Source organism: Kitasatospora sp. NPDC054795, assembly GCF_053611565.1.
The window spans coordinates 14,042-38,134 of the sequence record NZ_JBSHAP010000093.1; the positions used below are offsets into that span (position 1 = coordinate 14,042).

The following is a 24,093-nucleotide window of genomic DNA, read 5'->3' on the forward strand; positions in this document are numbered from 1 at the left end:
GTTCAGTGACGCCCGTACACGTCGCGGCGGTTGCCCACGGCGACCACCCACCCGACCGGGCGGCCGTCCTCGATCGTGTACACCACGCGGTGGTCGCCGACCCCGAGGCGCCAGTGCCCCTGATGCCCCTGGAGCGGCTTGATGTCGAACGCGTCCGTGCCGCCCTCGTCGATGTCGATCACCACCGCCTCAGCTTCCCGCGGCGGGTGATGATCGTCGGCGTCTCGTCCCGGCGGGCCCGGTCGATGACGTCCGCGAGGTGACTGCGCACCTCGGCCATGGATTCGACAACAGGCTCACTCATGTCACGAACGCACCAGATGTACATCTCGTACAGGAAGTCGAATGAGCCCGGGCGTCAGATCCCGAGGCCGCGGACGGCCAGGTCCACCAGGGCGAAGAAGAACAGCGAGATCCCCACGAAGCTGTTGGTCTGGAAGAACGCCCGGTTGAGCCTGGACAGGTCGTTCGGCTTCACGATGGTGTGCTCGTGGACGAACGCGCCCGCGACGACCACGAGGCCGAGCCAGAAGGCCACGCCGGCGTCCGTCAGGAACCCGAACCAGCCCAGCAGAAGGGTGGTCAGGAGGTGGCACACCCGCGCGCCGCGGATGGCCGCCGGGACGCCGTAGCGCGCGGGCACCGAGCGGACCCCGTTCTCGCGGTCGGACTCGACGTCCTGGCAGGCGTAGATCAGGTCGAAGCCGCCGATCCAGATGCCGACCGCCGCACCGAGGACGACCGCGTCCCAGGACCAACTGCCCGTCACCGCCAGCCAGGCGCCGACCGGCCCCATCGCCTGAGCCAGGCCGAGGATCGCCTGCGGGAAGTTCGTGAACCGCTTGCCGTACGGGTAGACCACCATCGGCACCACGGCGATCGGCGCGAGCGCCAGGCAGAGCGGGTTGAGCATCGCGGCCGCGCCGAGGAAGACCACCAGCGCGACGGCCGAGCCGACGTACGCGGTCCTCAACGACACCGCGCCGGTGACGAGTTCGCGCGTGGCGGTACGCGGGTTCCGGGCGTCGATCTCGCGGTCGATGATCCGGTTCGCCGCCATGGCGAAGGTCCGCAGCCCGACCATGCAGACCGTGACGACGAACAGTTCGCCCCAGTGCACCCGCCCGTCGGCCAGGAACATGGCCGTCAGCGCGGCGATGTACGCGAACGGGAGCGCGAAGACCGAGTGCTCGAACGCCACCAGGCGCAGGAACGCCTTGGTGCGCCCGGGGGTCTCGGCGGCGGCCGTGCTCACAGTCCGTACTCCTTCCAGCGGCGCGACACCAGCTCGGCCGTGGCCGGGTCCGAGGAGACCATCTCCGGCCAGCCGCCGTCGCGGGTGTAGCCCTCCTCGGGCAGCTTGCGGGTCGCGTCGATGCCGGCCTTGCCGCCCCAGAACTGCTGGTACGAGGCGTGGTCCAGGTGGTCGACCGGGCCTTCGACCACGGTGAGGTCGCGGCTGTAGTCGACGTTGCCGAAGGCCCGCCAGGCGACTTCCTGGTAGTCGTGCACGTCGCAGTCGGAGTCCACCACGATGATCAGCTTGGTCAGCGACATCATGTGCGCGCCCCAGATCGCGTGCATCGTCTTCTGGGCGTGCTTGGGGTACTTCTTGTCGATCGAGACGATCACGCAGTTGTGGAAGCCGCCGGCCTCGGGCAGGTCGTAGTCGACGATGTCCGGGATGATGATCTTCAGCAGCGGCAGGAAGAACCGCTCGGTGAACTTGCCCAGCGGGCCGTCCTCCGTCGGCGGGCGGCCGACCACGATGGACTGGAGGATCGGGCGGCGGCGCATCGTCACGCAGTCGATCTTCAGCGCCGGGAACGGCTCCTGCGGGGTGTAGAAGCCGGTGTGGTCGCCGAACGGGCCCTCGGGCAGCATCTCGCCGGGCTCCAGCCAGCCCTCCACGACCACCTCGGCGTCGGCCGGGACCTGGAGCGGCACCGTCTTGCAGTCGACCATCCGGACCCGCTCCCCGGCGATGAAGCCCGCGAAGAGGTACTCGTCGATGTCCCCGGGCAGCGGCGCGGTGGCCGCGTAGGTGACGGCCGGCGGGCAGCCGAAGGCGATCGCGACCGGGAGGCGCTCGCCCCGCTTGGCCGCCACCGCGTAGTGGTTGCGGCTGTCCTTGTGGATCTGCCAGTGCATGCCGATGGTGCGGCGGTCGTGCCGCTGGAGCCGGTAGAGGCCCAGGTTGCGGATGCCGCTGTCCGGGTCCTTGGTATGGGTCAGGCCCAGGTTGAAGAAGGACCCGCCGTCCCGCGGCCAGGTGAACAGGGCGGGCAGCGCGTCCAGGTCGACGTCGTCGCCGGTGAGCACGACCTCCTGCACCGGGGCGTCACCGGACTTCACGTGCCGGGGCGGGACGTGCGCCATCGAGGCGAGCTTGCCGAAGGCGTCCCGGAAGCCGGTGAAGCCCTGCGGCAGCTCGGGCTTGAGCAGGCCGGCGATCTTCTCGGAGATGTCGTCCGGGCCCTTGAGACCGAGCGCCTTGGCCAGCCGCCGCTCGGTGCCGAAGACGTTCATCGCCAGCGGCATCGACGAGCCCTTGACGTTCTCGAAGAGCAGGGCCGGGCCCTTGGCCTTCTGCACCCGGTCGACGATCTCGCCGATCTCCAGGTGCGGGTCCACCTCCGCCTTGATGCGCTTGAGGTCGCCCTCGCGGTCGAGGGCCCGGAGAAACGAGCGGAGATCGTCGTATGCCATGCCTGTCAGTATCCGCCACCCGATAGCCTGGCCCGGTCAAGGGCCCCTGGAAGGCGCCCGCCGCCGCCGTCGCCCGGGGGGAGATCCCAGCCGTGCCGAGGATTCTTCTGACCATCGTCCTTCCGCTCGCGCTCTGGGTCTGGGCGTTCGTGGACTGCCTGACCACGCCCGAGGACGAGGTGAAGCACCTGCCCAAGGTGGTCTGGGTGCTGATCGTGCTGCTCTTCCCGCCGCTGGGCCCGATCGCCTGGCTGATCGCGGGCAAGCAGCGCGGCTTCCTGCGGACCGCGCCCGCCGGGGCCGGGCCGGGCCACCCGGCCGAGGACCGCCCGGGCCGTCCCGCCCCGCGCGGCGGGCGCCCGCTGGCTCCGGACGACGACCCCGAGTTCCTCGCCTCGTTGAAGAAGAGCAACAAGGACCACGAGGACATGCTCAAGCAGTGGGAGGCCGACCTGCGCCGCCGCGAGCGCGAGCTGCGCGACGGCGACGAGCCCGAGGACGGCCGCAAGGGCTGATCGGCGCAGGTCCGCCCGCTCGCTCGGACAGCCCACCCCCACCGCGCGGGGTGGGCTGCGGCATTTTTGGCGCTTCCCTACGACTGCGCAACCCCTAACCCGAACGGCGCCCCCCTGCCCGCCGGGCTTGAGCGGACCTTGAGCGGGGCCCAAGAGGACCGGCCTACATTACTGGAAGACGGCCCTGACCTGCGCCTTTCTTCATGCTCAGATCATCGGACCATCATCTGTCCGACAACCCCCGGTATCCAACCGAACACCGAGCGCTCAGTGACCGAACCGACAGCTTCTGTACAGGCCTGACAGCTAAACGAACCCGACCTTGTACGGAATCGACGCCGAAACCAGCGCACGGCCCCTCGTACAGTCATAAGTGAAGAAAGTGATTCGCAGCCGGGGGCACAGCAGACGTTGGCTGTCGGACAGTTCCCTCACCCTTGGAGTGGTTCGAGATGACGGTTGTGCATGAGGCGCCGGTCGACGGCGTCCCCGAGGTCCCGGCCGACGCCCGCGGGCGGGTCGCCGAGCTGCACGAGCTGCGCGAGAAGGTCCGCCGCGGCCCCAGCGACAAGGCCACCGAGGCCCAGCACGCCAAGGGCAAGCTGACCGCTCGCGAGCGCATCGAGCTGCTGCTGGACGAGGGCTCCTTCCAGGAGGTCGAGCCGCTGCGCCGGCACCGCGCCCAGGGCTTCGGCCTGGAGGCCAAGAAGCCGCACACCGACGGCGTGATCGTCGGCTGGGGCACCGTCCACGGGCGCACCGTCTTCACGTACGCGCACGACTTCCGGATCTTCGGCGGCGCGCTGGGCGAGGCCCACGCGCAGAAGATCCACAAGATCATGGACATGGCCATCGCGGCCGGCGCCCCGCTGGTCTCGCTGAACGACGGCGCCGGCGCCCGCATCCAGGAGGGCGTCACCGCCCTGGCCGGCTACGGCGGCATCTTCCAGCGCAACACCAAGGCCTCCGGCGTCATCCCGCAGATCTCGGTGATGCTCGGCCCGTGCGCCGGCGGCGCCGCGTACTCCCCCGCGCTGACCGACTTCGTCTTCATGGTCCGCGAGACCTCGCAGATGTTCATCACCGGCCCGGACGTGGTCCAGGCGGTGACCGGCGAGAAGATCACCCAGAACGGCCTCGGCGGTGCGGACGTGCACGCCGGCGTCTCCGGTGTCGCCCACTTCATCTACGACGACGAGCAGTCCTGCATCGAGGAGGTCCGCTACCTCCTGTCGCTGCTGCCGCAGAACAACCGCGAGATGCCGCCGTCCGTGATGAGCGAGGACCCGGTCGAGCGGCGCAACGACAGCCTGCTGGACCTGGTGCCCGCCGACGGCAACCGCCCGTACGACATGCGCAAGGTCATCGAGGAGATCGTCGACCACGGCGAGTACCTGGAGGTCCACGAGCGCTGGGCCACCAACGTGCTCTGCGTGCTCGCCCGGATCGACGGCCACGTCGTCGGCATCATCGCCAACCAGCCGCAGTCGCTGGCCGGCGTGCTGGACATCAACGCGAGCGAGAAGGCCGCCCGCTTCGTCCAGATGTGCGACGCCTTCAACATCCCGCTGGTCACCCTGCTCGACGTCCCCGGCTTCCTGCCCGGCGTCGACCAGGAGCACGGCGGCATCATCCGGCACGGCGCCAAGCTGCTGTACGCGTACTGCAACGCCACCGTGCCGCGCATCTCGCTGATCCTGCGCAAGGCCTACGGCGGTGCCTACATCGTCATGGACTCCCGCTCCATCGGCGCCGACCTGTCCTACGCCTGGCCCACCAACGAGATCGCCGTCATGGGCGCCGAGGGCGCGGCCAACGTCATCTTCCGGCGCGAGATCAACGCCGCCGAGGACCCGGACGCCATGCGCGCCCAGAAGATCAAGGAATACAAGAACGAGCTGATGCACCCGTACTACGCGGCCGAGCGCGGCCTCGTGGACGACGTCATCGACCCGGCCGAGACCCGCCAGGTGATCTCTTCCGCCCTGGCCATGCTCCGCACCAAGCACGCCGACCTGCCCAGCCGCAAGCACGGCAACCCGCCGATGTAGCGGCGCGCTCCGCCGCGCGTGCGCACCGCACGCGCCCCGCAGCAACCGCCCGTACGCACCGGGCACCCACCTCAGACCGCAGCAACCGGGGGAGAAACCAGGACATGACCGCTTCCGCCGAACCCCTCGTCCGCATCGTCCGCGGCAGTCTCACCGACGAGGAACTCGCCGCCCTGACCGCCGTCCTCGCCGCGCGCGCCGCCGCCGCGCAACAGGCCGCCGCCGCCGCGCCGATCGAGCCGATCGCCAACTGGCAGCGCCTGGAGCGCCGCCCGGCGTACTACTCGCCGTTCAGCTGGCAGCAGGCCGCCTGACGGCCCACGGCCCGAGCCGACGGCCGGTCACCCCGCCCGGGTGACCGGCCGTCCGGCATTGCCCGGGGCCGCACCGGAGCGGCCGCGCCCGGTCGCCCGGGGCCGGAAGGGCCCGCGGAGGGCTCGGTAGGATGCCTACTGGACGGTATGCGTCCGCCGCCCCGTCCGCCCCCATAGGATCGGCCGCTGCCGAGACCAGATCACTCCAGGGAGGCTGCGATGGCCAGGCAGGCCCGCGCACTGGCGACCCGCCAGGCGGTACTCGTCGCCGCGGCCGAGGTGTTCGACGAGCGGGGCTACGCCGCCGCCACGATGTCCGAGATCCTGGACCGGGCCGGCGTCACCAAGGGCGCGCTGTACTTCCACTTCCGCTCCAAGGAAGAGCTGGCGCTCGCCGTCATCGAGGGACAGGGCGTCTTCATCTCCGGCTGGACACCGGCCTCGGACAGCCCGGTGCAGAACCTGATCGACCTCGGCTACGCCTTCGCCCGCGCGCTCCAGACCGACCCGCTGGTACGCGGCAGCATCCGGCTGACGATCGAGCACGGCAGCTTCACCCAGCCGCAGCTCGCGGCCTACCAGGGCTGGATGGACACGGTCCGCGAACTGCTGGAGCTCGCCCGGGAGGCCGGCGACCTCCACCCGGGCGTCGACCTGACCGCGGCCGCCGGGGTGATCACCGGGGCCGTCACCGGCATCCAGCTGAGCTCCCAGGTGCTGGCCGACCGGCAGGACCTGGTCCAGCGGCTGTCCGACCTCTGGACGCTGCTGCTGCCTGGCCTGGTCCAGCCGCACGCGCTCGCCCGGCTGAGCGTCGCCGAGCGCGCCTGAGCCGCCGGGCTCGGCCGGACCGCCGGGCTCGACCGGGCGCGCCCGCCCCGCCGGGGCGGGGCGGGGCGGGGCGGGCACGGCGGCCGGCTCAGACCCGGTAGCCCTCCCGCCGCTCCGCCGCCACCAGGGCCGGCAGCGCCGCCGTCCAGAGCCTGCTCACGGCCTCCGGCCCGGGCCGGCCGGTCTGCTCGCCCGCGAGCAGCACCTGGCCGGCCGCCACCGCGGTGAGCAGTTCGGCGGCGGCCCGCCGGTCCACCCCGGGGCACAGCTCGCCGGCCTCGGCGGCCCGGTCCAGCAGCCGGTGGACGACGGCTGTGAGGCTGCGCCAGGCGACGTCGGGGGCCACCGGAACGGGCCGGCCCTCCGGCCCCTTCTGGGCACCGTCCCGGCGCGGCCCCGGCCGGCCGAGCCGGACGCCCGCCCGCACCACCACGTCCTCGCGCAGCATCCGGGCCAGCTCGTGCGTGAAGTCGATCAGGCCCTGGAGCGCCGGGCCGTCGACCCGCAGCGCGCGCAGCGCGGCCGAGCCGACCTCCCGTCCGGAGGCGCAGCGCACCCCGTCGGCGAGGGCCTGCTTGGAAACGAAGTGGAAGTAGAGGGCCCCCTTGCTCACCCCGGCCCGCCGGCTGATGTCGACCAGGCTGGCGGCCTCGAAGCCCACGCGCGCGAAGGTCTCCGCGGCGGCGAGCAGTACGGCCTGCCGGGTCCGCCCAGCCCGTTCCTGCTTGACCACTGGCCCCCTCCGGACTCGGCCGGGCGCGATCCCCGCCCCACCCGGCTGCTGTCGGCGCGGCCCCTGCGGAGGCGGCGCTCGCATGCGGACGGCACCCTCCGAAACCGCATGGTTGGTATCTAATCTAGCGCCTGCTTCGCCCCCGCCGTCCAGCGGGGACGGACCCCCATCGATGGTCCGGGACCCCCTCAACGAGCATTCCCCCAGCCCACGGGGCAGGTAGCGTGATCGGGCCGGAGAATGCGGCCCGGGCACCCCCAGTCGCAAAACACAAACCGGGTGGTATGTATGTTTTGCTCCGACGGCCGTGGCGGCCGCTCCGACCGACACCCTGAAGCGGGGGCCCGTCATGCCATCGATCGTAGAGCCGGACCCGCACGGCCCGTACGCCCGCCCCGGCCCGGGCAGCGGTGGCGGCTTCGACTTCCACGACGGCCCCGCGACCGGCTACGACTTCCACGACCGGACCGTCTCCCGGCACCTGGTGCACCGCGCCTCGGTGTCCGAGGTGTTCCTCACCGGCTGGCAGGCCACCGGCCCGTACGACTTCCTGCTCGGCGCCCAGTGGCCCCGGCTGCACGGCTTCTACCGGCTGCCCGGGGACCGCTACCACGACCCGGTGCTGCTCGCCGAAACGATCCGGCAGACCGGACTGCTGATCGGCCACGCCGGATTCGGGGTGCCGCGCGGCCACCAGTTCGTGATGGAGGACCTCTCCTACGCGCTCCACGAACCCGGACTGCCGGGCCTGGCCGTCACCGCCGGCCCCGCCTCGCTGATGCTGACCGTCGGCTGCGAGGACGTCCGGATGCGGCACGGCGAACTGGTCTCCCTGCGGGTCCGCGTCGACGTCACCCGGGACGGCCGGCCGATCGGCCGCGGCAGCGGCCGGCTGCGGGTGCTCTCCCCCGCCTCGTACGCCCGGCTGCGCGGGCCCGCGCGGCGCACCGCCCCGCCGCTCCTGCCGGCACCCGCCGCACCCGAGCTGGTCGGCCGCGCGCAGCCCGCCGACGTGGTGCTCGGCCCGACCCTGGCCCCGGACACCTGGCTGCTGCGGGCCGACGCCACCCACCCGGTGCTGTTCGACCACGAGCTGGACCACGTGCCCGGCATGCTGGTGCTGGAGGCCGCCCGGCAGGCCGCCCAGCGGCTGCGCCACCCCGAACCGGTGGTGCCGGTCGAGCTGGTGACCTCCTTCGACCGCTACATCGAGCTGGACCGGCCCTGCTTCGTCCGGGCGGTCCCCGAACCGACCGCCGGGCCGACCGCCGAACCGACCGCGGCGGACGGCCGGCTGACGGTACGGGTCCAGCTGCTCCAGGACGGCCGGCCGGCGGCCGAGTGCCTGCTGCTCACCGCACCCCTGGACGGGCCGGCCGAGGGCCCGAGGGTGCCGGCCCGGCGGGAGGCCTACGAGGGCCGTCCCGCCGCGCCGGGTCTCGGCGGCACCCGGCTGCCACTGGCGAGCTGATCCCCCGTCGGGCGGCTCGTCCCCGTCGGGCGGCTCGTCCCCGTCGGGCGGCTCGTCCCCGTCAGGCGGCTCGTCCCCGTCAGGCGGCCACCAGTGCGGCCGGCCGGCCCGCGTGCATCACGCTGAGATTGGTCGCCAGCCGGACCGGGTCCTGGGCCAGCCACAGCCGCAGCGCCGCGCCCAGGGCGGCACTGGCCGACTCGACCCGGACGTCGGTGATCTGCGCGATCCGGGCCGCGCCCGGCACCAGCAGGTCGGCCAGCGCGGTCGGCAGCCAGACCGTCAGGGCGCACGGCGCGGGCATGGCCAGCGCCCCCAGCAGCCGGTAGGCGTCCCCCGGTGCGCTGAGCGTGGGGATGATGTCCAGCAGCGCGTCGGACACCACCTCGGACACGTCGCTCCGGTGTCCCTGGGCGAGCCTGCGGAGCAGCATGCGCTCGGCGGCGGTGATTCGGACGGTCAGCATGACCTCGTCGCACTCCATTGCGCGATTTCCTCCTCAATTCCCTCTCGCACCGACCGGCGGCCGGCACGCACTACCCCTGCACATCGGCCCGGCTGCCTGTGGGAGAGAGCCGGGCCGGTGGGTCATCGTGTGCCCCGGTCAGATCCCCGCGTAGGAGTGCTTTCCGGTGACGAAGATGTTCACGCCGTAGTAGTTGAAGAGCCAGCAGGCGAACGCCGCCAGCGCCAGGTAGGCGGCCTTGCGGCCCTTCCAGCCGGCCGTCGCGCGGGCGTGCAGGTAGCAGGCGTAGGCGACCCAGGTGATGAACGACCAGGTCTCCTTCGGGTCCCACTCCCAGTACTTGCCCCAGGCCGCCTCGGCCCAGATCGCGCCCGCGATGATGGTGAAGGTCCACAGCGGGAAGACCAGCGCGTTGATCCGGTAGGACAGCTTGTCGAAGGTCGACGCGGCGGGCAGCCGGCGCCAGATCGAGGCCGAGGTGCCCAGCGGACCGGTGGTCAGGCCGGCCGCCATGCGCTTGTCGAACGAGTCCTTGCCGAGGTACAGCAGCGTCGCGATGAACGCCGCGTAGAAGGCGCCGCCGCAGAAGATCGCGGTGGACACGTGGATCGCCAGCCACGGCGAGTGCAGCGCCGGGACGAGCTGCTCGGAGTCGGTGTACAGCACCGTGGTGGCGATGCCGAGGGTCAGCAGCCCCGCGAGGACGACCGGCAGGCCGAGCCAGCGGACGTTCTTCTTCGTGGCCAGCAGCACCAGGTACGCCGCCGTCATGGCGAAGGCGAAGGCGCAGGAGAACTCGTACATGTTGCCCCACGGCCAGCGCGAGACCGAGAGTCCGCGGGCGACGATCCCGCCCGCGTGCAGCGCCGCGCCGAGCACGGTGAGCGAGATGGCGATCCGGCCGGCCAGGTCGGCCCGCTCGTTGGTGCCGGCCGCGCCCGGACCGTCCTCCTCGTCGACGCCGCGCCCGCTGGTGACCACCGTCGCGCCCTCGCCCGCGACCGCGGTGCGGGTGAGCGTGGTGGTACCGCCGCCGGCCCCCGCCACGGTGACGGTGACCTTCCTGGCCTTCTTCTCGGCCGTGGCGACGCTCTCGCCGAGGCTGCCGGCCTGGACCTTCGAGCGGACGGCGACGGCGCCCTTGCTGCCGAAGGTCCACTCGATCATGTGGGCGAACATGGCGAGCGTGTAGACCACCATCGCCGAATAGATCAGCTTGTTGGAGAGGTCGGCCAGCTGTGGGTCGACCGCCGAGGCGAGTTGCACCGTCTACTCCTTGGAGTTCTGGTCGGCAGGGACTGCGGGGGCTGAGGCCTCGGCCTCGGGGTCGTGGGGTGTCGCGTCGGACGCGGTGTCGGCTTCCCCGGCACCGTCCTCGGCGTCCTCCTCGGAGGCCGGGACGTCGTCCTCGGAGGCCGGGGCGTCGTCCTGGAGGTCGACCGCGAGCTCCGCCAGCTCCTCGGCGATCTTCGCCGACTCGCTGCGGGCCAGGCCGGCCAGCTCGACCTGGGTACCGCCGCCGGGCAGGGCGACCGCCCGCACCCAGATCCGGCGGCGCTGGATGAACAGCGAGCCGATCAGACCGAGGATCGCCAGCACGCCGCCGACCAGGGCGATCTCGTTGCCCGGGCGGTGCGTGATGTTGAAGCTGGCCCACTGCTTGTAGCCGTCGAAGGTGATGGAGCCGTAGCCGTCGGGGAGGGTCCAGCCCTGACCCGGCTTGAGCCTGGCCTTGGCCGGCTGGCCGTCCTGGATCAGCTGGGTGAGCTTGCGGGTGTTGAGCTGGTAGACGTTCTGCGGCAGGCCGGAGTCGGTGCCCAGGTCGCCGGCGAAGGCGTTCAGCACCAGTTCGGGGGCGGCGTCACCGGGGAACAGCGAGACCGGGCCGGTGCCCTCGAAGCTCACCGGGGCGGTCGGCAGGAAGAACCCGGAGAAGCCCATCTGGGTCTTGTTGCCGTCGGGACCCACGCCGTAGTCGGAGGCCTTCACCACGCCGGTGGAGGTCAGGTTGCCGTCCTGCGGCAGGAACGGGACGGCGCCCTGGTAGACGACGTCGCCCTTGCCGTTCTTGAGGGTGATCACCGGGGCGTAGCCGTGGCCGATCAGGTAGACCTTGCTGCCGCCGACCTCCAGCGGGTGGTTCACCTCGATCGTCGACTTCTTCAGCGCGGACGGGTCGCCGCCCTCGGAGTACTCGACGTGCGCGGTGAACTGCCGGGCGGCGCCGATCTGGTCGCCCTTCTCCTGGAACTTCGAGGTGAAGCCGTCCAGCTTCAGGTAGAAGGGGTCGAGGTCCTGGCTGCCGTAGAACCGGGTGCCGGTGAAGTCGTCGAGCTGGGTGATGGTGTTGGAGTAGGCCTCGCCCTCGATCATCAGCTTGCCGCCGGTGCCGGCGGCCAGGCTGGACCAGGCGAAGCCGCCGAGCAGCGCGAACAGCGACAGGTGGAACAGCAGGTTGCCGACCTCGCGCAGGTAGCCCTTCTCGGCCGCGACCGCGCCGCCGGACAGGTGGGCGCGGAAGCCGCGCTTGCGCAGCAGCCGGTGCGCGGCGGCGTTCACCTGGTCGGCGTCCGCCTCGGTGCGCCAGACCGCGTGCACCGGCATCCGGGTCAGGTTGCGCGGCGCGGCCGGCGGCCGGGAGCGCAGCACGCCGACGAACTGCCAGGTGCGCGGGACGATGCAGCCGGCCAGCGAGACGAACAGCAGGATGTAGATCGCGGAGAACCAGACCGAGCTGTAGACGTCGAACAGCTGGAGCTTCTCGTAGATCGGCGCGACCGTGGTGTGCTGCGCCTTCCAGGTCTGCACCTTGAACTGGTTCTGCCCGTTCTGCGGGATCAGCGAGCCGGGGATGGCGGCCAGCGACAGCAGAAACAGCAGGATCAGGGCGACCCGCATCGAGGTCAGCTGGCGCCACATCCAGCGGGCCCAGCCGAACGGCCCTATGCCGGTCGGGCCTTCGGACTCGACCGGGGCGGTGCTGAGCCGCTCGGCGGCACTGTCGTCCGGCGCCGGCGGCTGCTCGGTCTCGGTCGTGGTGTTGCTCACGGTCAGATTCCGATCTGGAAGTCGGCGGTCCAGGACTGCAGCTGGCTCATCATCGAGTCCCAGATCCCGGTGACGAGCAGCAGACCGACCGCGACGAGCATGCCGCCGCCGATCCTCATGACGAGCGGGTAGTGCCGCTTGACCCAGCCGAAGGCGCCCAGCGCCCGGCGGAAGGCCACCGCGGCCAGGATGAACGGTACGCCGAGGCCCAGGCAGTAGAAGGTGGTCAGCAGCGCGCCACGCTGGGCGTCGGCCTGGTTGAGGGCCAGGTTCTGCACGGCGGTCAGGGTCGGGCCCATGCACGGGGTCCAGCCGACGCCGAACACCACTCCGAGCATCGGGGCGCCCAGCAGGCCGACCGCCGGGCGGCGGTGCGAGCGGACCTCGCGCATGCTCAGCCCGGGCACCAGGCCCATGAACGCCAGGCCCATCACCACGGTGAGCGAGCCCAGCACGATGCTGATGATCCGCTTGTAGTCCTGGAGCTCCTGACCGAAGTAGCCGAACAGGGCGCCGGTGGAGACGAACACCGCGGTGAAGCCGAGGATGAACAGCACCACGCCGAGCAGCATCCGGCCGCGCCGCGAACCGCGGGCGTCCGCGAGGTCGGCGGCGGAGAAGCCGGTCACGTACGACAGGTAGCCGGGGACCAGCGGCAGCACGCACGGCGAGAAGAACGACGCCAGCCCCGCCACCAGCGCGACCGGGGCGGCGGCCAGCAGCGCGCCGCTCTGGACGGTCGAGGTGGCGTCGGCGAGGTACAGGGGCGGCAGACTCACTGCTTCTGCTCCGCGACCACCGGCTGGAGGATCGACTCCAGCGCGTCCTCGGTGGTGCCGCCGACGGCGCGGGCGGCCAGCTTGCCGTCCCGGTCGACGATCAGGGTGGTCGGGATGGACTGCGGGTTGAGGCTGCCCTTGGGGAACTTGAGCAGCTGGGTGCCAGCCGGGTCGAAGAGGCTCGGGTAGGTGACGCCCTGCTCCTGCTCGAAGCGGACGGCGTTCTGCTTCTCGGTGTCCCGGGTGTTGATGCCGAGGAACTGGACGCCCTGGTCCTTGTACTTCTCCGAGACGTTCTGGAGGCTCTTGGCCTCGGCCCGGCACGGGCCGCACCAGGAGCCCCAGACGTTCAGCACGACGACCTTGCCCCGGTAGTCGGAGAGCTTGGCCGCGGTGCCCTCCAGCGTCTCGCCGGAGATGTCCGGCGCGTCCCCGCGCTTGCCGGCCTCCGCCTTCGACAGGTTGGTGCCCTTGACCGTGACGAAGCCGACCTGGCCCTCGCCGCCGCCCGACGAGCCCGAGGAGGAGCAGCCGGTGAGGGCGAGCGCAGCGGCGGCGACGGTGGCGGCGGCTGCTGCGGCGACACGGGGACGGGGGCGCGTCATGGCAGACATGTGAAAAGTTTCGCATGGAGTTCCGGGGCGGTTCGCCGGGGTCCTGCCTTGCGCGTCGCACCCCCTCTGACCTGCGACGAAATCGGGTCACCCGGCATCTGCCAGGTGACCCGAAGTCATACTTACACGCCGCTTACGGAGGCTAGGCGCCGAAGCTCTTGCCCACCGGCTTGTCGCCCTTGCGGCCCTTGCCCACCAGGTGCGCGGGCAGCAGGTCGCGGGCCGGCTCGCGGTAGCCGACCGAGACGATCCTGTCGCCCTCGAAGGTGAAGCTGGTCAGCGAGGCCAGCGAGCACTGCCGGTTGCGCGGGTCGTGCCAGAGCCGGCGGCGCTCCACGAAGGAGCGCAGGGTCCAGATCGGCAGCTGGTGGCTGACGCAGACCGCCTCGTGCCCGCGGGCGGCGTCCCGGGCCGCGCCGAGCGCGCCCATCATCCGCACCGCCTGGTCGAGATACGGCTCGCCCCACGAGGGCTTGAACGGGTTGGTGAGGTACTTCCAGTAGCCCGGGTTCCGCAGCGAACCGTCGCCGACCCCGAAGGTCTTGCCCTCGAAGACGTTCTCCGCCTCGATCAGCCGCCCGTCCGCCGCGACGTCCAGGCCGTGCGCCTCGGCGATCGGCGCGGCGGTTTCCTGGGCGCGCTCCAGCGGGGAGGCCACCACGTGGGTGATGTCCCGGTCGGCCAGGTCCTCGGCGACCCGCTCGGCCATCTTCCGGCCCAGCTCGGACAGGTGGTAGTCCGGCAGACGCCCGTACAGGACGCCCTCCGGGTTGTGCACCTCGCCGTGCCGCATCACGTGGACGACGGTGATCTCTTTGGCGCTCACTTCTCGACTACTCCTGGGAATCGGGTTCGGGCCGCGACGGGTCAGGCCGTGGCGGCGGCAGCGGCGCGCGCGGCGGCCGGCAGGGCGGCGGCGATCCGCTCGATCGCCCGCTCGTCGTGGGCCGCCGAGACGAACCAGGACTCGAAGGCGGACGGCGGCAGGTAGACGCCCGCGGCCAGCATCGCGTGGAAGAAGGCGGTGAAACGGTACGCCTCCTGGGTCCTGGCCTCGTCGTAGTCGGTGACCGGGGCCTCGGTGAAGAACACCGAGAACATGTTCCCGGCGGTCTGCAGCCGGTGGGCCACGCCCTCCTTGGCGAGCGCGTCGGTGACCAGGCCGGAGACCTCGGCGGCGACCTTGTCCACCGTGGCGTACACCTCGTCGGTGCAGCCGCGCAGCTGGGCCAGGCCGGCCGCGGTGGCGATCGGGTTCCCGGACAGGGTGCCCGCCTGGTAGACCGGGCCGGCCGGGGCCAGGTGCGCCATCACGTCGGCACGGCCGCCGAAGGCCGCGGCCGGGAAGCCGCCGCCCATGACCTTGCCGAAGGTCAGCAGGTCCGGCGCCCAGCCCTCGTTCGCCGCCTCCAGGCCGTACCAGCCGGCCTTGGAGACGCGGAAGCCGGTCATCACCTCGTCGGAGATGAACAGCGCGCCGTTCTCCCGGCAGAGCCGGGCCAGGCCGCCGTTGAAGCCGGGCAGCGGCGGGACGACGCCCATGTTGCCGGGCGAGGCCTCGGTGATCACGCAGGCGATCTCGCCCGGGTGGGCGGCGAAGGCCTGCTCGACGGCGGCCAGGTCGTTGTACGGCAGCACGATGGTGTCGCCGGCCTGGGCGCCGGTGACGCCCGGGGTGTCCGGCAGGCCGAAGGTGGCCACGCCGGAACCGGCGGCGGCCAGCAGCGCGTCCACGTGACCGTGGTAGCAGCCGGCGAACTTGACCACCTTCGCCCGGCCGGTGAAGCCGCGGGCCAGCCGGATCGCGGACATGGTGGCCTCGGTGCCGGAGGAGACCAGGCGGACCTGCTCGACCGGGGCGACCCGGCCGACGATCTCCTCGGCCAGCTCGACCTCGCCCTGGCCGGGGGTGCCGAAGGAGGTGCCCTTGGAGACGGCCTGCCGGACGGCGTCGATCACCGCGGGGTGCGCGTGGCCGAGGATCATCGGACCCCACGAGCACACCAGGTCGACGTACTCGCGGCCGTCGGCGTCGGTCAGGTAGGGGCCGGTGCCGGACACCATGAAGCGCGGCGTGCCGCCGACCGCGCGGAAGGCGCGCACCGGGGAGTTGACGCCGCCGGGCGTCACCACGGAGGCGCGGTCGAACAGCGACTGGGACTGGGGGGCTTCGTAGGGGTAGCTCACAAAAGACATGGTCTCAAATCGTGTCCTCACGCTCTGCATGTCCGACCCGATCATCTGGAACGATGATCCGGGCACCGTTGTCTGTACGGTTGTCCGTACAGCAGGGGCCGCTGACTGCACCGGACCGGGGACCAGTCAGACTGTGTACACAGAGTGCACGGGCGTTCCGGTTTGTGTGCAGGGGTGTGGAGAGGACTGCCGCGTACCGCGATTGGGTACGGCGGCGCATGACGGGTAAGGAGCACGTCCGGTGGGCGCCGGATGTGCGGGGGTCTGTCGATTCCGGCGAATTCCGGTGAGGATGGTCCGAGTGTCCGAGGCGCAGGACGGCTACGACGAGGCTGCGGGGGGCTCCCGCAGGCCCGCCGAAACCGCACGCGGGGGTACGGGAGCGGGTACGGGTCGTGGTCGTCGCGGCGGTGAGAGGCGGGGTGAGGGACGCGTGGGGGTGACCTACAAGTACTTCGGGGCCCCGGACCGCGCGACCGCCGCCAGAGTCCCCACCGCCCTCGGCCCGGGCGGACTCGGCCTGGACGCCGGCGAGCTCGGCTCGCTGGGGCGGCTCGGCGACCTGATGGAGACCAGCGGCTCCCCCACCGGCCACCTCTCCACCAAGATCAAGCCGGAGACGATGAGCGCCATGGTGCTCACCGGCATCCAGGGCGTGCCGCTGCACCAGGTGCCGCCGCTGGAGCTGGTCGTGCTGCACCCCGACTACGCCGTCGTCCAGCTGCCCCACAACGTCGTCGAGCCGTTGCGCAAGGCCGACGAGACGGAGCTCGGCGCCGCCGCCTTCATCTGGTCCACCGTGCCGGACCGGCGCGGGCCGCGGGACGCGTTCGTGATCTACAGCATGCTGCACGAGTGGCAGGACTTCGCCAACCGGCTGCACGAGGCGGGGCACCAGCTGTACTGCCTGGTCTGGCCGTGACGCCCGGCCCCGGCGCGCTGCTCGAACGCGGGCCGGGGCGGGGCGGGTTGGCGGACCGTCAGTTCTGACGCCCGGTCGGCCGCAGGACGGTGGCGGCGAGCAGCAGGGCCACCGCGAGCAGTCCAGCGGCGACCGCGAAGGCGAGGCGGAAGCCGCCGGCCAGGGCGTCCGCGGCGGGGTGCCCGGCCGCGGTCAGGGCGGCGGTGCGGCCGCTCGCGAGGGTGCCGAGGACGGCGAACCCGAGCGCGCCGCCGACCTGCTGGGTGGTGTTGAACAGGCCGGAGGCGGTGCCCGCGTCCTGCGGTCCGGCGCCCGACATGCCGAGGACCGCGAGCGTGGACAGCACCAGGCCGCCGCCCGCGATCAGCAGCATGGTCGGCAGCAGGTGGACGACGTAGTCGGCGTCGGCGGGCAGCCGGACCAGCAGTCCGAGCGCGGCGAGCAGCATGGCGAGCCCCGCGAGCAGTACGGAGCGCTCGCCGAACCGGGCGCTCAGCCGGGCCGAGAGCAGCAGCGACACCGCGCCGATGGCGGCCGCCGCCGGCAGCATCGCCAGGCCGGTGGCGGCGGCGCCGTAGCCGAGGACCTGCTGCAGGTAGAGCGCGACCATGATCTGGAAGCCGAACATCCCGGAGATGGTCAGCACCTGCACGGCGTTGGCTCCGGAGACGTCGCGCGAGCGGAACATCCGCAGCGGGAGCAGGGGTTGGGCGGCCCGGGCCTGCCGGAGCAGGAAGCCGGCCAGCAGCGCGAGCGAGAGCGCGCCGAGGCCCAGGGTGCGGGCTGACGTCCAGCCGTGCTCGCCGGTGCCGACGATGGTGTAGATGCCGAGCATCAGGGCGGCGGTGATCAGCACGGCGCCGAGCACGTCGGCGCCGGCCCGCAGGCCGGGGCCGCGGTCGGACTCCAGCAGCCGCAGGGAGAGCAGGACGGCGGCCAGGCCGAGCGGCAGGTTGATCAGGAAGATCCAGTGCCAGTTGAGGGCCTGGGTGAGCACCCCGCCGAGGACCTGGCCGATCGAGGCGCCGGCCGCGCCGACGAAGCTGAACGCGCCGATCGCCCGGCCGCGCTCGGCCGGCTCGGGGAAGAGCGTGACGATCATGCCGAGGCTGACGGCGGAGGCCATCGCGCCGCCGACGCCCTGGAGGAAGCGGGCGGCGATCAGCGCCTGCTGCCCGGTGGCGACGGCGCAGAGCAGCGAGGCGGCGGTGAAGAGGGTGAGCCCGGCGACGAACATCCGCCTGCGGCCGATCAGGTCGCCGAGCCGGCCGGCCAGCAGGAGCAGGCCGCCGAAGGCGATCAGGTAGGCGTTGACCGTCCAGGTGAGGCCGGCGGGCGAGAAGTGCAGGTCGCCCTGGATCGCGGGCAGCGCCACGGTGACGATCGAGCCGTCCAGGACGATCATCAGCATTCCCGCGCAGAGCACCGCGAGGGCGAGGGTGCGGGAGCGCGCGGTGGCGGGGGCTGCGGAGGCCGGTGTGGGCGCGGCCGGGGCGTGCGTGGTCATGGCGGTTCTCCCGGTTCGTCGAGTACCGGGTAGGACGCTATCAGATCGTTTTGTTCGGGACTATCTATCTCGGGAGCAGCTTGGGGCCGGGCGGTCAGCCCCGGGAACGGCGGGCACGGCGGACGGTGCGCTCGACCTCGACCGGCTCCGCGAGATGGCCGTCCACCAGCCGGGTCAGGGCCGAGACGAACACCTCGCGCTCCGGCTGCGGCAGCGCCTCCAGCAGTTCGCGGTGCACCCGGTCGGCGATCGCGGTGCCCTGCGCCACGGCCCGCTCGCCCGCGTCGGTGACCGAGACGATCCGGGCCCGCCGGTCGGTCGCGGACGGGCGGCGCTCGGCCAGGCCCGCCTTCTCCAGCTCGTCGACGGTGACCACCATGGTCGTCTTGTCCAGGTCCGCCAGCTCGGCCAGCTGGATCTGGGTGCGTTCGGACTCCTGCGCGTGGAACAGCACGCAGTAGGCGCGCGGGGTGATCCCGAGTTCGGTGAAGGCGGCCGCCATCCGGGTGGCCAGCACGTGGCTCGCGTGGTCCATCAGCCCGGAGATGTCGCGGATCTGGCGCACGGGCGGCGGGGTCGTCGTCATACGTCCGAGGTTAGCAACGGCCCGTCTGCTCCCGGATGATCCCGTAGCCAACCAACGCCGGGTCTACGGGATGCCCAACTCGAACAGCGCATAGCCCGCGTACCAGCCCGCCGCGAGGACGGGCATCCCCAGCAGCCAGGCCAGCGAGGAGAGCCGCACCCGGCGCAGCGCCACCGCCAGGCCGATGCAGAGCGGGAAGGCGGGCAGCAGGTAGCGCGAGATGTTGCCGAAGATCTGATTGGTGCTCAGCGCGGTGAAGATGGTGAGCCCGGTGTAGATCCACAGCACCAGCGGCGGCCGGGTGCGCCACAGCAGCAGCACCAGCCCGGGCAGGGCGATCAGCAGGCCGATCGCGATGAGGTCCGGGACGGGATTGGCCTGCCAGTAGGTCCAGTGGCCGGTGATCACGTCCCTGATCGTGCGCAGGGTGGAGGAGCCGCCGTCGAAGTAGCGGTTCCAGGCGCCCTGCTGGAGCTTGAAGTAGCCGCCCCAGTCGCCCATCTTCCAGCCGACCCAGGCGACGTAGCCGAGCAGGCCCCAGGGCGTGATCAGCATCGCGGTCAGCGGACGGGCCACCCCGTCGGTGCGGCGGACCAGCGCGACCAGCGCGGCAATCGAGACGGCGGCGATCAGCACGGCGGCGGTCGGCCGGTTGAGGCCCGCCACCAGCGTCAGCACACCGGCCGCGAGCCAGCGGCGGGTCATCACGCAGTAGCAGGCCCAGGCGGACAGCGCGACGAACAGCGAGTCCGAGTAGACCGCCCACTCCACGCCGGAGCCCGGGAACAGGCCCCAGAGCACCGCCGCGATCACGCCCGCCCGGAAGCCGCCGAGCCGCTCGGCGATCGCGAAGATCCCCGCCGCCGCGACCAGCGAGGCCAGCACCGAGACGACGATCCCGGAGCCGTACGGGCCGAGCCCGGTGACCGCGCCGACCAGCCGCATCAGCCAGGGGTAGAGCGGGAAGAAGGCGGCCGAGTTCTCGTAGTAGGTCGCCAGCGGGAAGCCGTGCAGCGGGATCAGCTGCGGGTTGTACCCGTTCTCGGCGATCCGCTGGTACCAGACGCCGTCCCAGGTGCCCAGCACGTCCCAGGGCTTGGCAGCACCCCCGCGGCCCGGCTGCTTGGTCAGGTAGTCGCCGGTGTGCGAGAGCAGCAGCATGAAGACGGTCACGCCGATGGCCTTGACCACCGCGTACGCGCCCAGTGCGGGCGCGAAGCGGTCCACCAGCGCCCCGAACCGGCCGGGCTCCCGGCCGGTCCGTTCCTCGGGGATCTCCGCCGGCTCCGCTGCGGGCGCCGCGGGCGCTCCGGACTGGGTGCTGGACGACTCAGTGCTCGATGCCGTGCTCATCTGGTCTGGGTACTCCCCGCCCCGCTCGTGGTCCGCGCGGCTCCGGCGCAACGATTTTCCCGTGAGCCTACGGCACGCCCCCGAACCGAGGCCCCCTGGTGCCCCCGGAGCCCTGTCCGGCGCCGTGCCACCCGGGCCGAAGACCACGCCGTCGCCGCCCGGTCGGGGGCGGCGACGGCCTGGGCGCGTGCGGGGTGGATCAGCCGTGGACGTAGACGATGCCGAGCTTGGTGAGCTGCCAGAGCTGGTTGGCGGCGCCGGTGTCGGTGGCGAGTTCGACGTACGGGTTGCCCTTGGCGTCGAGGGTGCTGCCGGCGGCCAGGACCTTGCTGCGGTCCTGGGAGTCGGCGATCTTGTAGCGGCCGTCGCCGGCCGGTGTGAACACCCAGTGCTGGTTGCCGCCGCCGTTGCAGCCCCACTGCTGGATCCGGGTGCCGGGGGCGGTGGAACCGGCGTTGGCGTCCAGGCACATGTTCCGGTTGCCGCTGAAGTCGAGCTCGTAGCTGCCGCCCGCCTTGGCCTCCAGGACGAAGGACTGGTTGAGCCCGCCGGCGGCCGGATAGGTGATCGCGGGCCGCCCGTTGGTGGAGTCGCCGTAGCTGCCGCCGCCGGTGAGGTCGAGCGCGTTGCCGCTGGCGGCGTTGGTCAGCTGGTACCAGGCGCCGTCCTCGGGGACGTCCCCGAACGGCTGTCCGGGCGTGAGCGGCTGGATCGAGGTGGTGTTCTGCTGGTTGAGCGTGCAGTACGCCTGCGCCAGCTCGGTCCGGGCGTAGAACTGACCGAGGCAGACGCCCTCGCCGCGGTAGCCGGCCACCCGCAGGTGGTACGACTGGCGGATCATATTCATGCACAGCCCGGGGATGCCGATCTGCGAGTCGCAGCCGTTGCGCACCCACTCGGAGAGGTTGATGACGTCCCCGTTGGAGTACTCGTACGGGGAGGACGTCCACTCCGCGCAGACCTCGTGCCCGAAGGCGACCCGCCGCTGGTCCAGGTACCGGACGCCGGGCACCTGCTCGGCCGCGCCGCGCAGCGCGTCACTGAGTGTCGGCACCACCCAGTTGTGGCCCCAGGCGAGGTCCTCGGGGAAGGCCGGGCAGCCGTCGGCGACCTTGCCGAGGTAGTCGTTGCGCCGGATGTCCGGGGTAATCGGGTTGAAGTACGACTGGTAGACCAGCTGGTACGAGGAGTCGGCGTAGCCGGCCTTGCGCATGGTCTGACGGATGTTCTGGAGCGCGGCGACCACCTTGGGCTGGACGCCCTTGGCGCGCCGGCGGATCTCGTCGCTGCCGATGGTGTCCCGGCAGCCCTGGTCCTTGGGGATCGGGAAGTACTGCGCCAGGCAGTGCATCATGATCCCGCTGAAGTCGAAGTCGTCGTTGGCGCCGATGGTGACGACGACCATCCTGACGTCGTACTTGGCCGCCGTGTCCGCCAGTTTGACGTCCTGCTTGGGCTCGCCGAAGTCGCCGCTGCCGGGGCCGGTGACCTTGGCCAGTTCCGGGTCGCTGACCAGGTCGCCGGTCTGGGCGCCGGAGCAGGCCAGGTCGATCGGGGTGACCCCGGGGATGTCGGTGACGAAGATCTCCGACTTGGGGTGGCGGTGGCAGTAGTTGGTGGGGCTGTCCGTCTCCGGGAAGTAGCCGTCGTTGGTGTCGGTGCCGGCGCCCTCCCCGGAGATGGCGCTGTCGCCGAGGGCGACGATCGCGGCCGGACGGGTGGCCGCGGGCGCGGCCGGGGCGGGGTCGGCCAGGGCGGCGGGGGCGCCGGCCAGGCCGAGGGTGGCGAGGAGGGCTCCGGTGGCGAGCAGTGCGGCGCACCGGGACGCACCCGTACGCGTTCGCCGTGCCGCCGGCAGGGGTGACCTGATCACACGCGACTCCTTGCGGGGTGGGGGACCGCCCTGGCGGGGAGCCGAGCGGTGCGGAGCAAGAGAGGAGCAGGAAAGGTGAGCAGGTCTCGCATTCTAGGTACTGACAAGTAACGCAACAAGACTCGTGACACCGCCGGGAGCCGACGGATCGACACGTTCACGGCACAACGAAGAGCCGCCGCCCCGCGCCCCAGGAGGGAGGCGCGGAACGGCGGCTCGCACCGGCCGAACCGGGTGCGGGCTCAGCCCACGTTGGCGCACTTGTTGCCGAACGCCGGGTTCAGCAGGCCGATGATGTCGATGGTGTTGCCGCAGACGTTGACCGGAACGTGCACCGGGACCTGGATCTGGTTGCCGGAGACGACACCGGGGGAACCGGCGGCGACGCCCTGGGCGCCGGAGCTGGCCATCGCGGAACCGGCGCCGGTGGCCACGATGCCCACCACGGCCGCGCCGACGGCGGCGGTCTTCTTGATGCTCATACGAGCCTCCTGACTGTTCGACAGATATGCACGGGGAGTGCGACATCTAGAACGAGACCCCACCGGACCGGTTGCGACGGTCCCGGCACTGTCACCCATCCGGCGCAACGGCGCCGCGGACCGGGCATTCGGGTGATCGGAGGGTCGGACCGTTTCCCCCCGCGCGGTTCCTCGTTCTCCCTCACGGAACCCGGTCTCCACCGGCCCCCGCGCGGCGGGCCTCCCAGAACCCGGCGTCCGGCAACCCGTGCCGGAACGCCCGACCGGAATTCCACCTGGTCGCGCCTTTGTCCGAAGCCTTTCCCGGCCGTGCGGGAATCGTTTCGGGAGGCACCGCGACCCGGCAGTCACGGCCACGCCCGAGCCATGGGCGGAACACGCCGATATGCGCCGACCGAGTGACAATCACGGCAATCCCTGAAGCCTTCGGGTGAGTATTCGCGCTCGCCCGACTCCCGACATTCCCATTCCGTCGGGCAGAAATCGGAGGAATGACATGCGCAACTTCAAGAAGGCCGCCGTCCTGTCCCTGGCCGCCAGCGGCCTGGTGCTCGGTGCCGCCGGCGGTGCGGTCGCCAGCTCGGGCGCCGAGGGCGTCGCCGCCGGTTCCCCCGGCGTGCTCTCCGGCAACCAGATCCAGGTGCCGATCCACATCCCGATCAACCTGTGCGGCAACAGCATCGACATCATCGGCCTGCTGAACCCGGCCTTCGGCAACCAGTGCGCCAACATCGGCTGAACCCGCGGTCGCCGCACCGGCGACAGCCGATTCACCGAGCCCGTGCCGCGCCCCGCAGCGCCGGGGCGCGGCACGCTCCACCCGTGTGTGATCGAGGAGATCAACCCCCCATGCAGAACATGAAGAAGGCCGCCGTCCTCTCCGCCGCCGCTGCCGGCCTGGTGCTGGGCGCGGCGGGCTCCGCCGCCGCCAGCGCGGGCGCCGAGGGCGCGGCCGTCGGGTCCCCCGGTGTCATCTCCGGCAACCAGATCCAGGTCCCGGTGCACGTGCCGATCAACCTGTGCGGCAACTCCATCGACGTGGTCGGCCTGCTGAACCCGGCCTTCGGCAACGCCTGCGCCAACGTCGAGGCCCACCCGCAGCCCGCGGACGACTGCTGATCCCCGATCGGCACGTGTTCCGGCCGTCCTGCCCCCCGACCAGTCGGCCGGGGGGCAGTTCGGCGTCCCCGGACAGCCGTCCGGGATCCCCGATCCACCGAAGGGTGATCACGATGGTTTCGAAGAAGAACGCCGCCGGACTGGCCGCCGCCGTGGGTGCCGCGGTGCTGCTCGGCGCCGGTTCGGCGCAGGCCGCCACCGCCCCGGGCGAGGCCCCGGCCGGCCCGGCCACGCTGACCAAGACCGACCTCGGCCAGGCGCTGGGCGGGACGACCACCGGCCTCGGCTACGGCATCGCGCCGATCAAGAGCCTGCGGCTGGACCCGTGGGCGAACTCCTCGGCCGACTTCCTCAACAACGGCGCGGTCCTCCAGCCCGACCAGGGCCTGCCCGCCGTCGGCACCGGGACGCTGACCGGCCCGCTGAGCGCCGGCGGCGGCGCCAAGGACCTCCCGCTGGTCGGCGGGCTGACCGGCCTCCTGCCGGGCTGAGCCCCCGGGCGCGCGAGAGCCCGGCACCCCGGC

General features: G+C 72.0%; 24 protein-coding genes and 1 pseudogene. 9 read left to right on the forward strand and 16 right to left on the reverse strand.

The genetic code is table 11. The features are described from left to right. Nucleotides 1–2 precede the first annotated feature (2 nt). From ACWGJO_RS28695 to ACWGJO_RS28705, 3 genes and pseudogenes are all read right to left on the reverse strand, one after another. Nucleotides 3–280: pseudogene (locus ACWGJO_RS28695) on the reverse strand (type II toxin-antitoxin system prevent-host-death family antitoxin). Nucleotides 281–358: 78 nt separating this feature from the next. Then, a complete protein-coding gene (gene mqnP, locus ACWGJO_RS28700) occupies nt 359–1,255 on the reverse strand; it encodes a menaquinone biosynthesis prenyltransferase MqnP (protein WP_452188099.1) in 897 nt (298 codons plus the stop codon). Beyond that, complete coding sequence (locus ACWGJO_RS28705; RefSeq protein WP_452188101.1) at nt 1,252–2,709, reverse strand: menaquinone biosynthesis decarboxylase; 1,458 nt, start codon at nt 2,707–2,709, stop codon at nt 1,252–1,254. The genes mqnP and ACWGJO_RS28705 overlap by 4 nt, the downstream gene beginning before the upstream one ends. Before the next feature lie 92 nt (nt 2,710–2,801). Between ACWGJO_RS28705 and ACWGJO_RS28710 the strand changes: the two genes are divergently transcribed. From ACWGJO_RS28710 to ACWGJO_RS28725, 4 genes are all read left to right on the forward strand, one after another. After that, a complete protein-coding gene (locus ACWGJO_RS28710; protein ID WP_452188104.1) occupies nt 2,802–3,224 on the forward strand; it encodes a PLD nuclease N-terminal domain-containing protein in 423 nt (140 codons plus the stop codon). A 452-nt stretch (nt 3,225–3,676) separates the two neighbouring features. After that, entirely contained in the window at nt 3,677–5,275 is a 1,599-nt protein-coding gene (locus ACWGJO_RS28715; protein WP_452188106.1) for an acyl-CoA carboxylase subunit beta, read from the forward strand. A gap of 104 nt (nt 5,276–5,379) precedes the next feature. After that, nucleotides 5,380–5,589 carry an acyl-CoA carboxylase epsilon subunit gene (locus ACWGJO_RS28720; protein WP_359902827.1) on the forward strand — a complete coding sequence of 70 codons (210 nt, stop codon included), beginning with the start codon at nt 5,380–5,382 and terminating at the stop codon, nt 5,587–5,589. 219 nt (nt 5,590–5,808) lie between these two features. Further along, complete coding sequence (locus ACWGJO_RS28725; protein WP_452188108.1) at nt 5,809–6,420, forward strand: ScbR family autoregulator-binding transcription factor; 612 nt, start codon at nt 5,809–5,811, stop codon at nt 6,418–6,420. A gap of 88 nt (nt 6,421–6,508) precedes the next feature. Here ACWGJO_RS28725 and ACWGJO_RS28730 read toward each other — a convergent pair whose 3' ends face one another. Then, a complete protein-coding gene (locus ACWGJO_RS28730; RefSeq protein ID WP_452188110.1) occupies nt 6,509–7,153 on the reverse strand; it encodes a ScbR family autoregulator-binding transcription factor in 645 nt (214 codons plus the stop codon). A gap of 349 nt (nt 7,154–7,502) precedes the next feature. On the opposite strand from ACWGJO_RS28730, the gene ACWGJO_RS28735 reads away from it, so the two are divergent. Then, on the forward strand, nt 7,503–8,624 hold the full coding sequence (locus ACWGJO_RS28735) for a ScbA/BarX family gamma-butyrolactone biosynthesis protein (RefSeq protein ID WP_452188112.1): 1,122 nt from the start codon (nt 7,503–7,505) through the stop codon (nt 8,622–8,624). A gap of 79 nt (nt 8,625–8,703) precedes the next feature. Here the strand turns inward: ACWGJO_RS28735 and ACWGJO_RS28740 are convergent, their stop codons facing one another. From ACWGJO_RS28740 to hemL, 7 genes are all read right to left on the reverse strand, one after another. Further along, nucleotides 8,704–9,090, reverse strand: a complete 387-nt coding sequence (locus ACWGJO_RS28740; RefSeq protein WP_359902817.1) for a hypothetical protein — start codon at nt 9,088–9,090, stop codon at nt 8,704–8,706. A 138-nt stretch (nt 9,091–9,228) separates the two neighbouring features. Next, nucleotides 9,229–10,356 (reverse strand): c-type cytochrome biogenesis protein CcsB, encoded by a 1,128-nt coding sequence (ccsB, locus tag ACWGJO_RS28745; RefSeq protein WP_452188114.1) that lies wholly within the window; start codon nt 10,354–10,356, stop codon nt 9,229–9,231. 3 nt (nt 10,357–10,359) lie between these two features. Then, the gene (resB, locus tag ACWGJO_RS28750; RefSeq protein WP_452188115.1) at nt 10,360–12,138 is read right to left on the reverse strand and encodes a cytochrome c biogenesis protein ResB; all 1,779 of its coding nucleotides are present in this window, start codon (nt 12,136–12,138) and stop codon (nt 10,360–10,362) included. A gap of 2 nt (nt 12,139–12,140) precedes the next feature. Beyond that, entirely contained in the window at nt 12,141–12,911 is a 771-nt protein-coding gene (locus ACWGJO_RS28755; RefSeq protein ID WP_387686369.1) for a cytochrome c biogenesis CcdA family protein, read from the reverse strand. A 2-nt stretch (nt 12,912–12,913) separates the two neighbouring features. Further along, a complete protein-coding gene (locus ACWGJO_RS28760; protein ID WP_359902808.1) occupies nt 12,914–13,531 on the reverse strand; it encodes a TlpA family protein disulfide reductase in 618 nt (205 codons plus the stop codon). 142 nt (nt 13,532–13,673) lie between these two features. Then, on the reverse strand, nt 13,674–14,324 hold the full coding sequence (locus tag ACWGJO_RS28765) for a histidine phosphatase family protein (RefSeq protein ID WP_387686367.1): 651 nt from the start codon (nt 14,322–14,324) through the stop codon (nt 13,674–13,676). Between the two features lie 74 nt (nt 14,325–14,398). Then, a complete protein-coding gene (gene hemL, locus ACWGJO_RS28770; protein WP_452188117.1) occupies nt 14,399–15,727 on the reverse strand; it encodes a glutamate-1-semialdehyde 2,1-aminomutase in 1,329 nt (442 codons plus the stop codon). A 439-nt stretch (nt 15,728–16,166) separates the two neighbouring features. Here hemL and ACWGJO_RS28775 point away from each other — a divergent pair, with 439 nt between their 5' ends. Further along, nucleotides 16,167–16,649, forward strand: coding sequence for a hypothetical protein (locus tag ACWGJO_RS28775; protein ID WP_078589103.1), 483 nt, complete (start codon nt 16,167–16,169; stop codon nt 16,647–16,649). Nucleotides 16,650–16,707: 58 nt separating this feature from the next. Here the strand turns inward: ACWGJO_RS28775 and ACWGJO_RS28780 are convergent, their stop codons facing one another. The 5 genes from ACWGJO_RS28780 to ACWGJO_RS28800 all read right to left on the reverse strand — a co-directional run bounded on the left by ACWGJO_RS28780 (nt 16,708) and on the right by ACWGJO_RS28800 (nt 22,450). Then, the gene (locus ACWGJO_RS28780) at nt 16,708–18,156 is read right to left on the reverse strand and encodes a DHA2 family efflux MFS transporter permease subunit (protein ID WP_452188119.1); all 1,449 of its coding nucleotides are present in this window, start codon (nt 18,154–18,156) and stop codon (nt 16,708–16,710) included. Nucleotides 18,157–18,250: 94 nt separating this feature from the next. Beyond that, on the reverse strand, nt 18,251–18,742 hold the full coding sequence (locus ACWGJO_RS28785) for a MarR family winged helix-turn-helix transcriptional regulator (protein WP_452188121.1): 492 nt from the start codon (nt 18,740–18,742) through the stop codon (nt 18,251–18,253). Between the two features lie 63 nt (nt 18,743–18,805). Next, entirely contained in the window at nt 18,806–20,095 is a 1,290-nt protein-coding gene (locus tag ACWGJO_RS28790) for a glycosyltransferase family 39 protein (RefSeq protein ID WP_452188123.1), read from the reverse strand. Between the two features lie 199 nt (nt 20,096–20,294). Next, nucleotides 20,295–21,968: an RICIN domain-containing protein gene (locus ACWGJO_RS28795; protein ID WP_452188124.1), complete on the reverse strand. Its 1,674-nt coding sequence runs from the start codon at nt 21,966–21,968 to the stop codon at nt 20,295–20,297. 242 nt (nt 21,969–22,210) lie between these two features. Beyond that, entirely contained in the window at nt 22,211–22,450 is a 240-nt protein-coding gene (locus ACWGJO_RS28800; RefSeq protein ID WP_359823634.1) for a chaplin, read from the reverse strand. 496 nt (nt 22,451–22,946) lie between these two features. Here ACWGJO_RS28800 and ACWGJO_RS28805 point away from each other — a divergent pair, with 496 nt between their 5' ends. The 3 genes from ACWGJO_RS28805 (at nt 22,947) to ACWGJO_RS28815 (ending at nt 24,060) form a co-directional block, all read left to right on the forward strand. Next, nucleotides 22,947–23,189, forward strand: coding sequence for a chaplin (locus ACWGJO_RS28805; protein WP_452188126.1), 243 nt, complete (start codon nt 22,947–22,949; stop codon nt 23,187–23,189). A 110-nt stretch (nt 23,190–23,299) separates the two neighbouring features. After that, nucleotides 23,300–23,569, forward strand: coding sequence for a chaplin (locus ACWGJO_RS28810; protein ID WP_452188128.1), 270 nt, complete (start codon nt 23,300–23,302; stop codon nt 23,567–23,569). Between the two features lie 113 nt (nt 23,570–23,682). Next, a complete protein-coding gene (locus tag ACWGJO_RS28815; protein WP_452188130.1) occupies nt 23,683–24,060 on the forward strand; it encodes a hypothetical protein in 378 nt (125 codons plus the stop codon). Nucleotides 24,061–24,093: the final 33 nt, after the last annotated feature.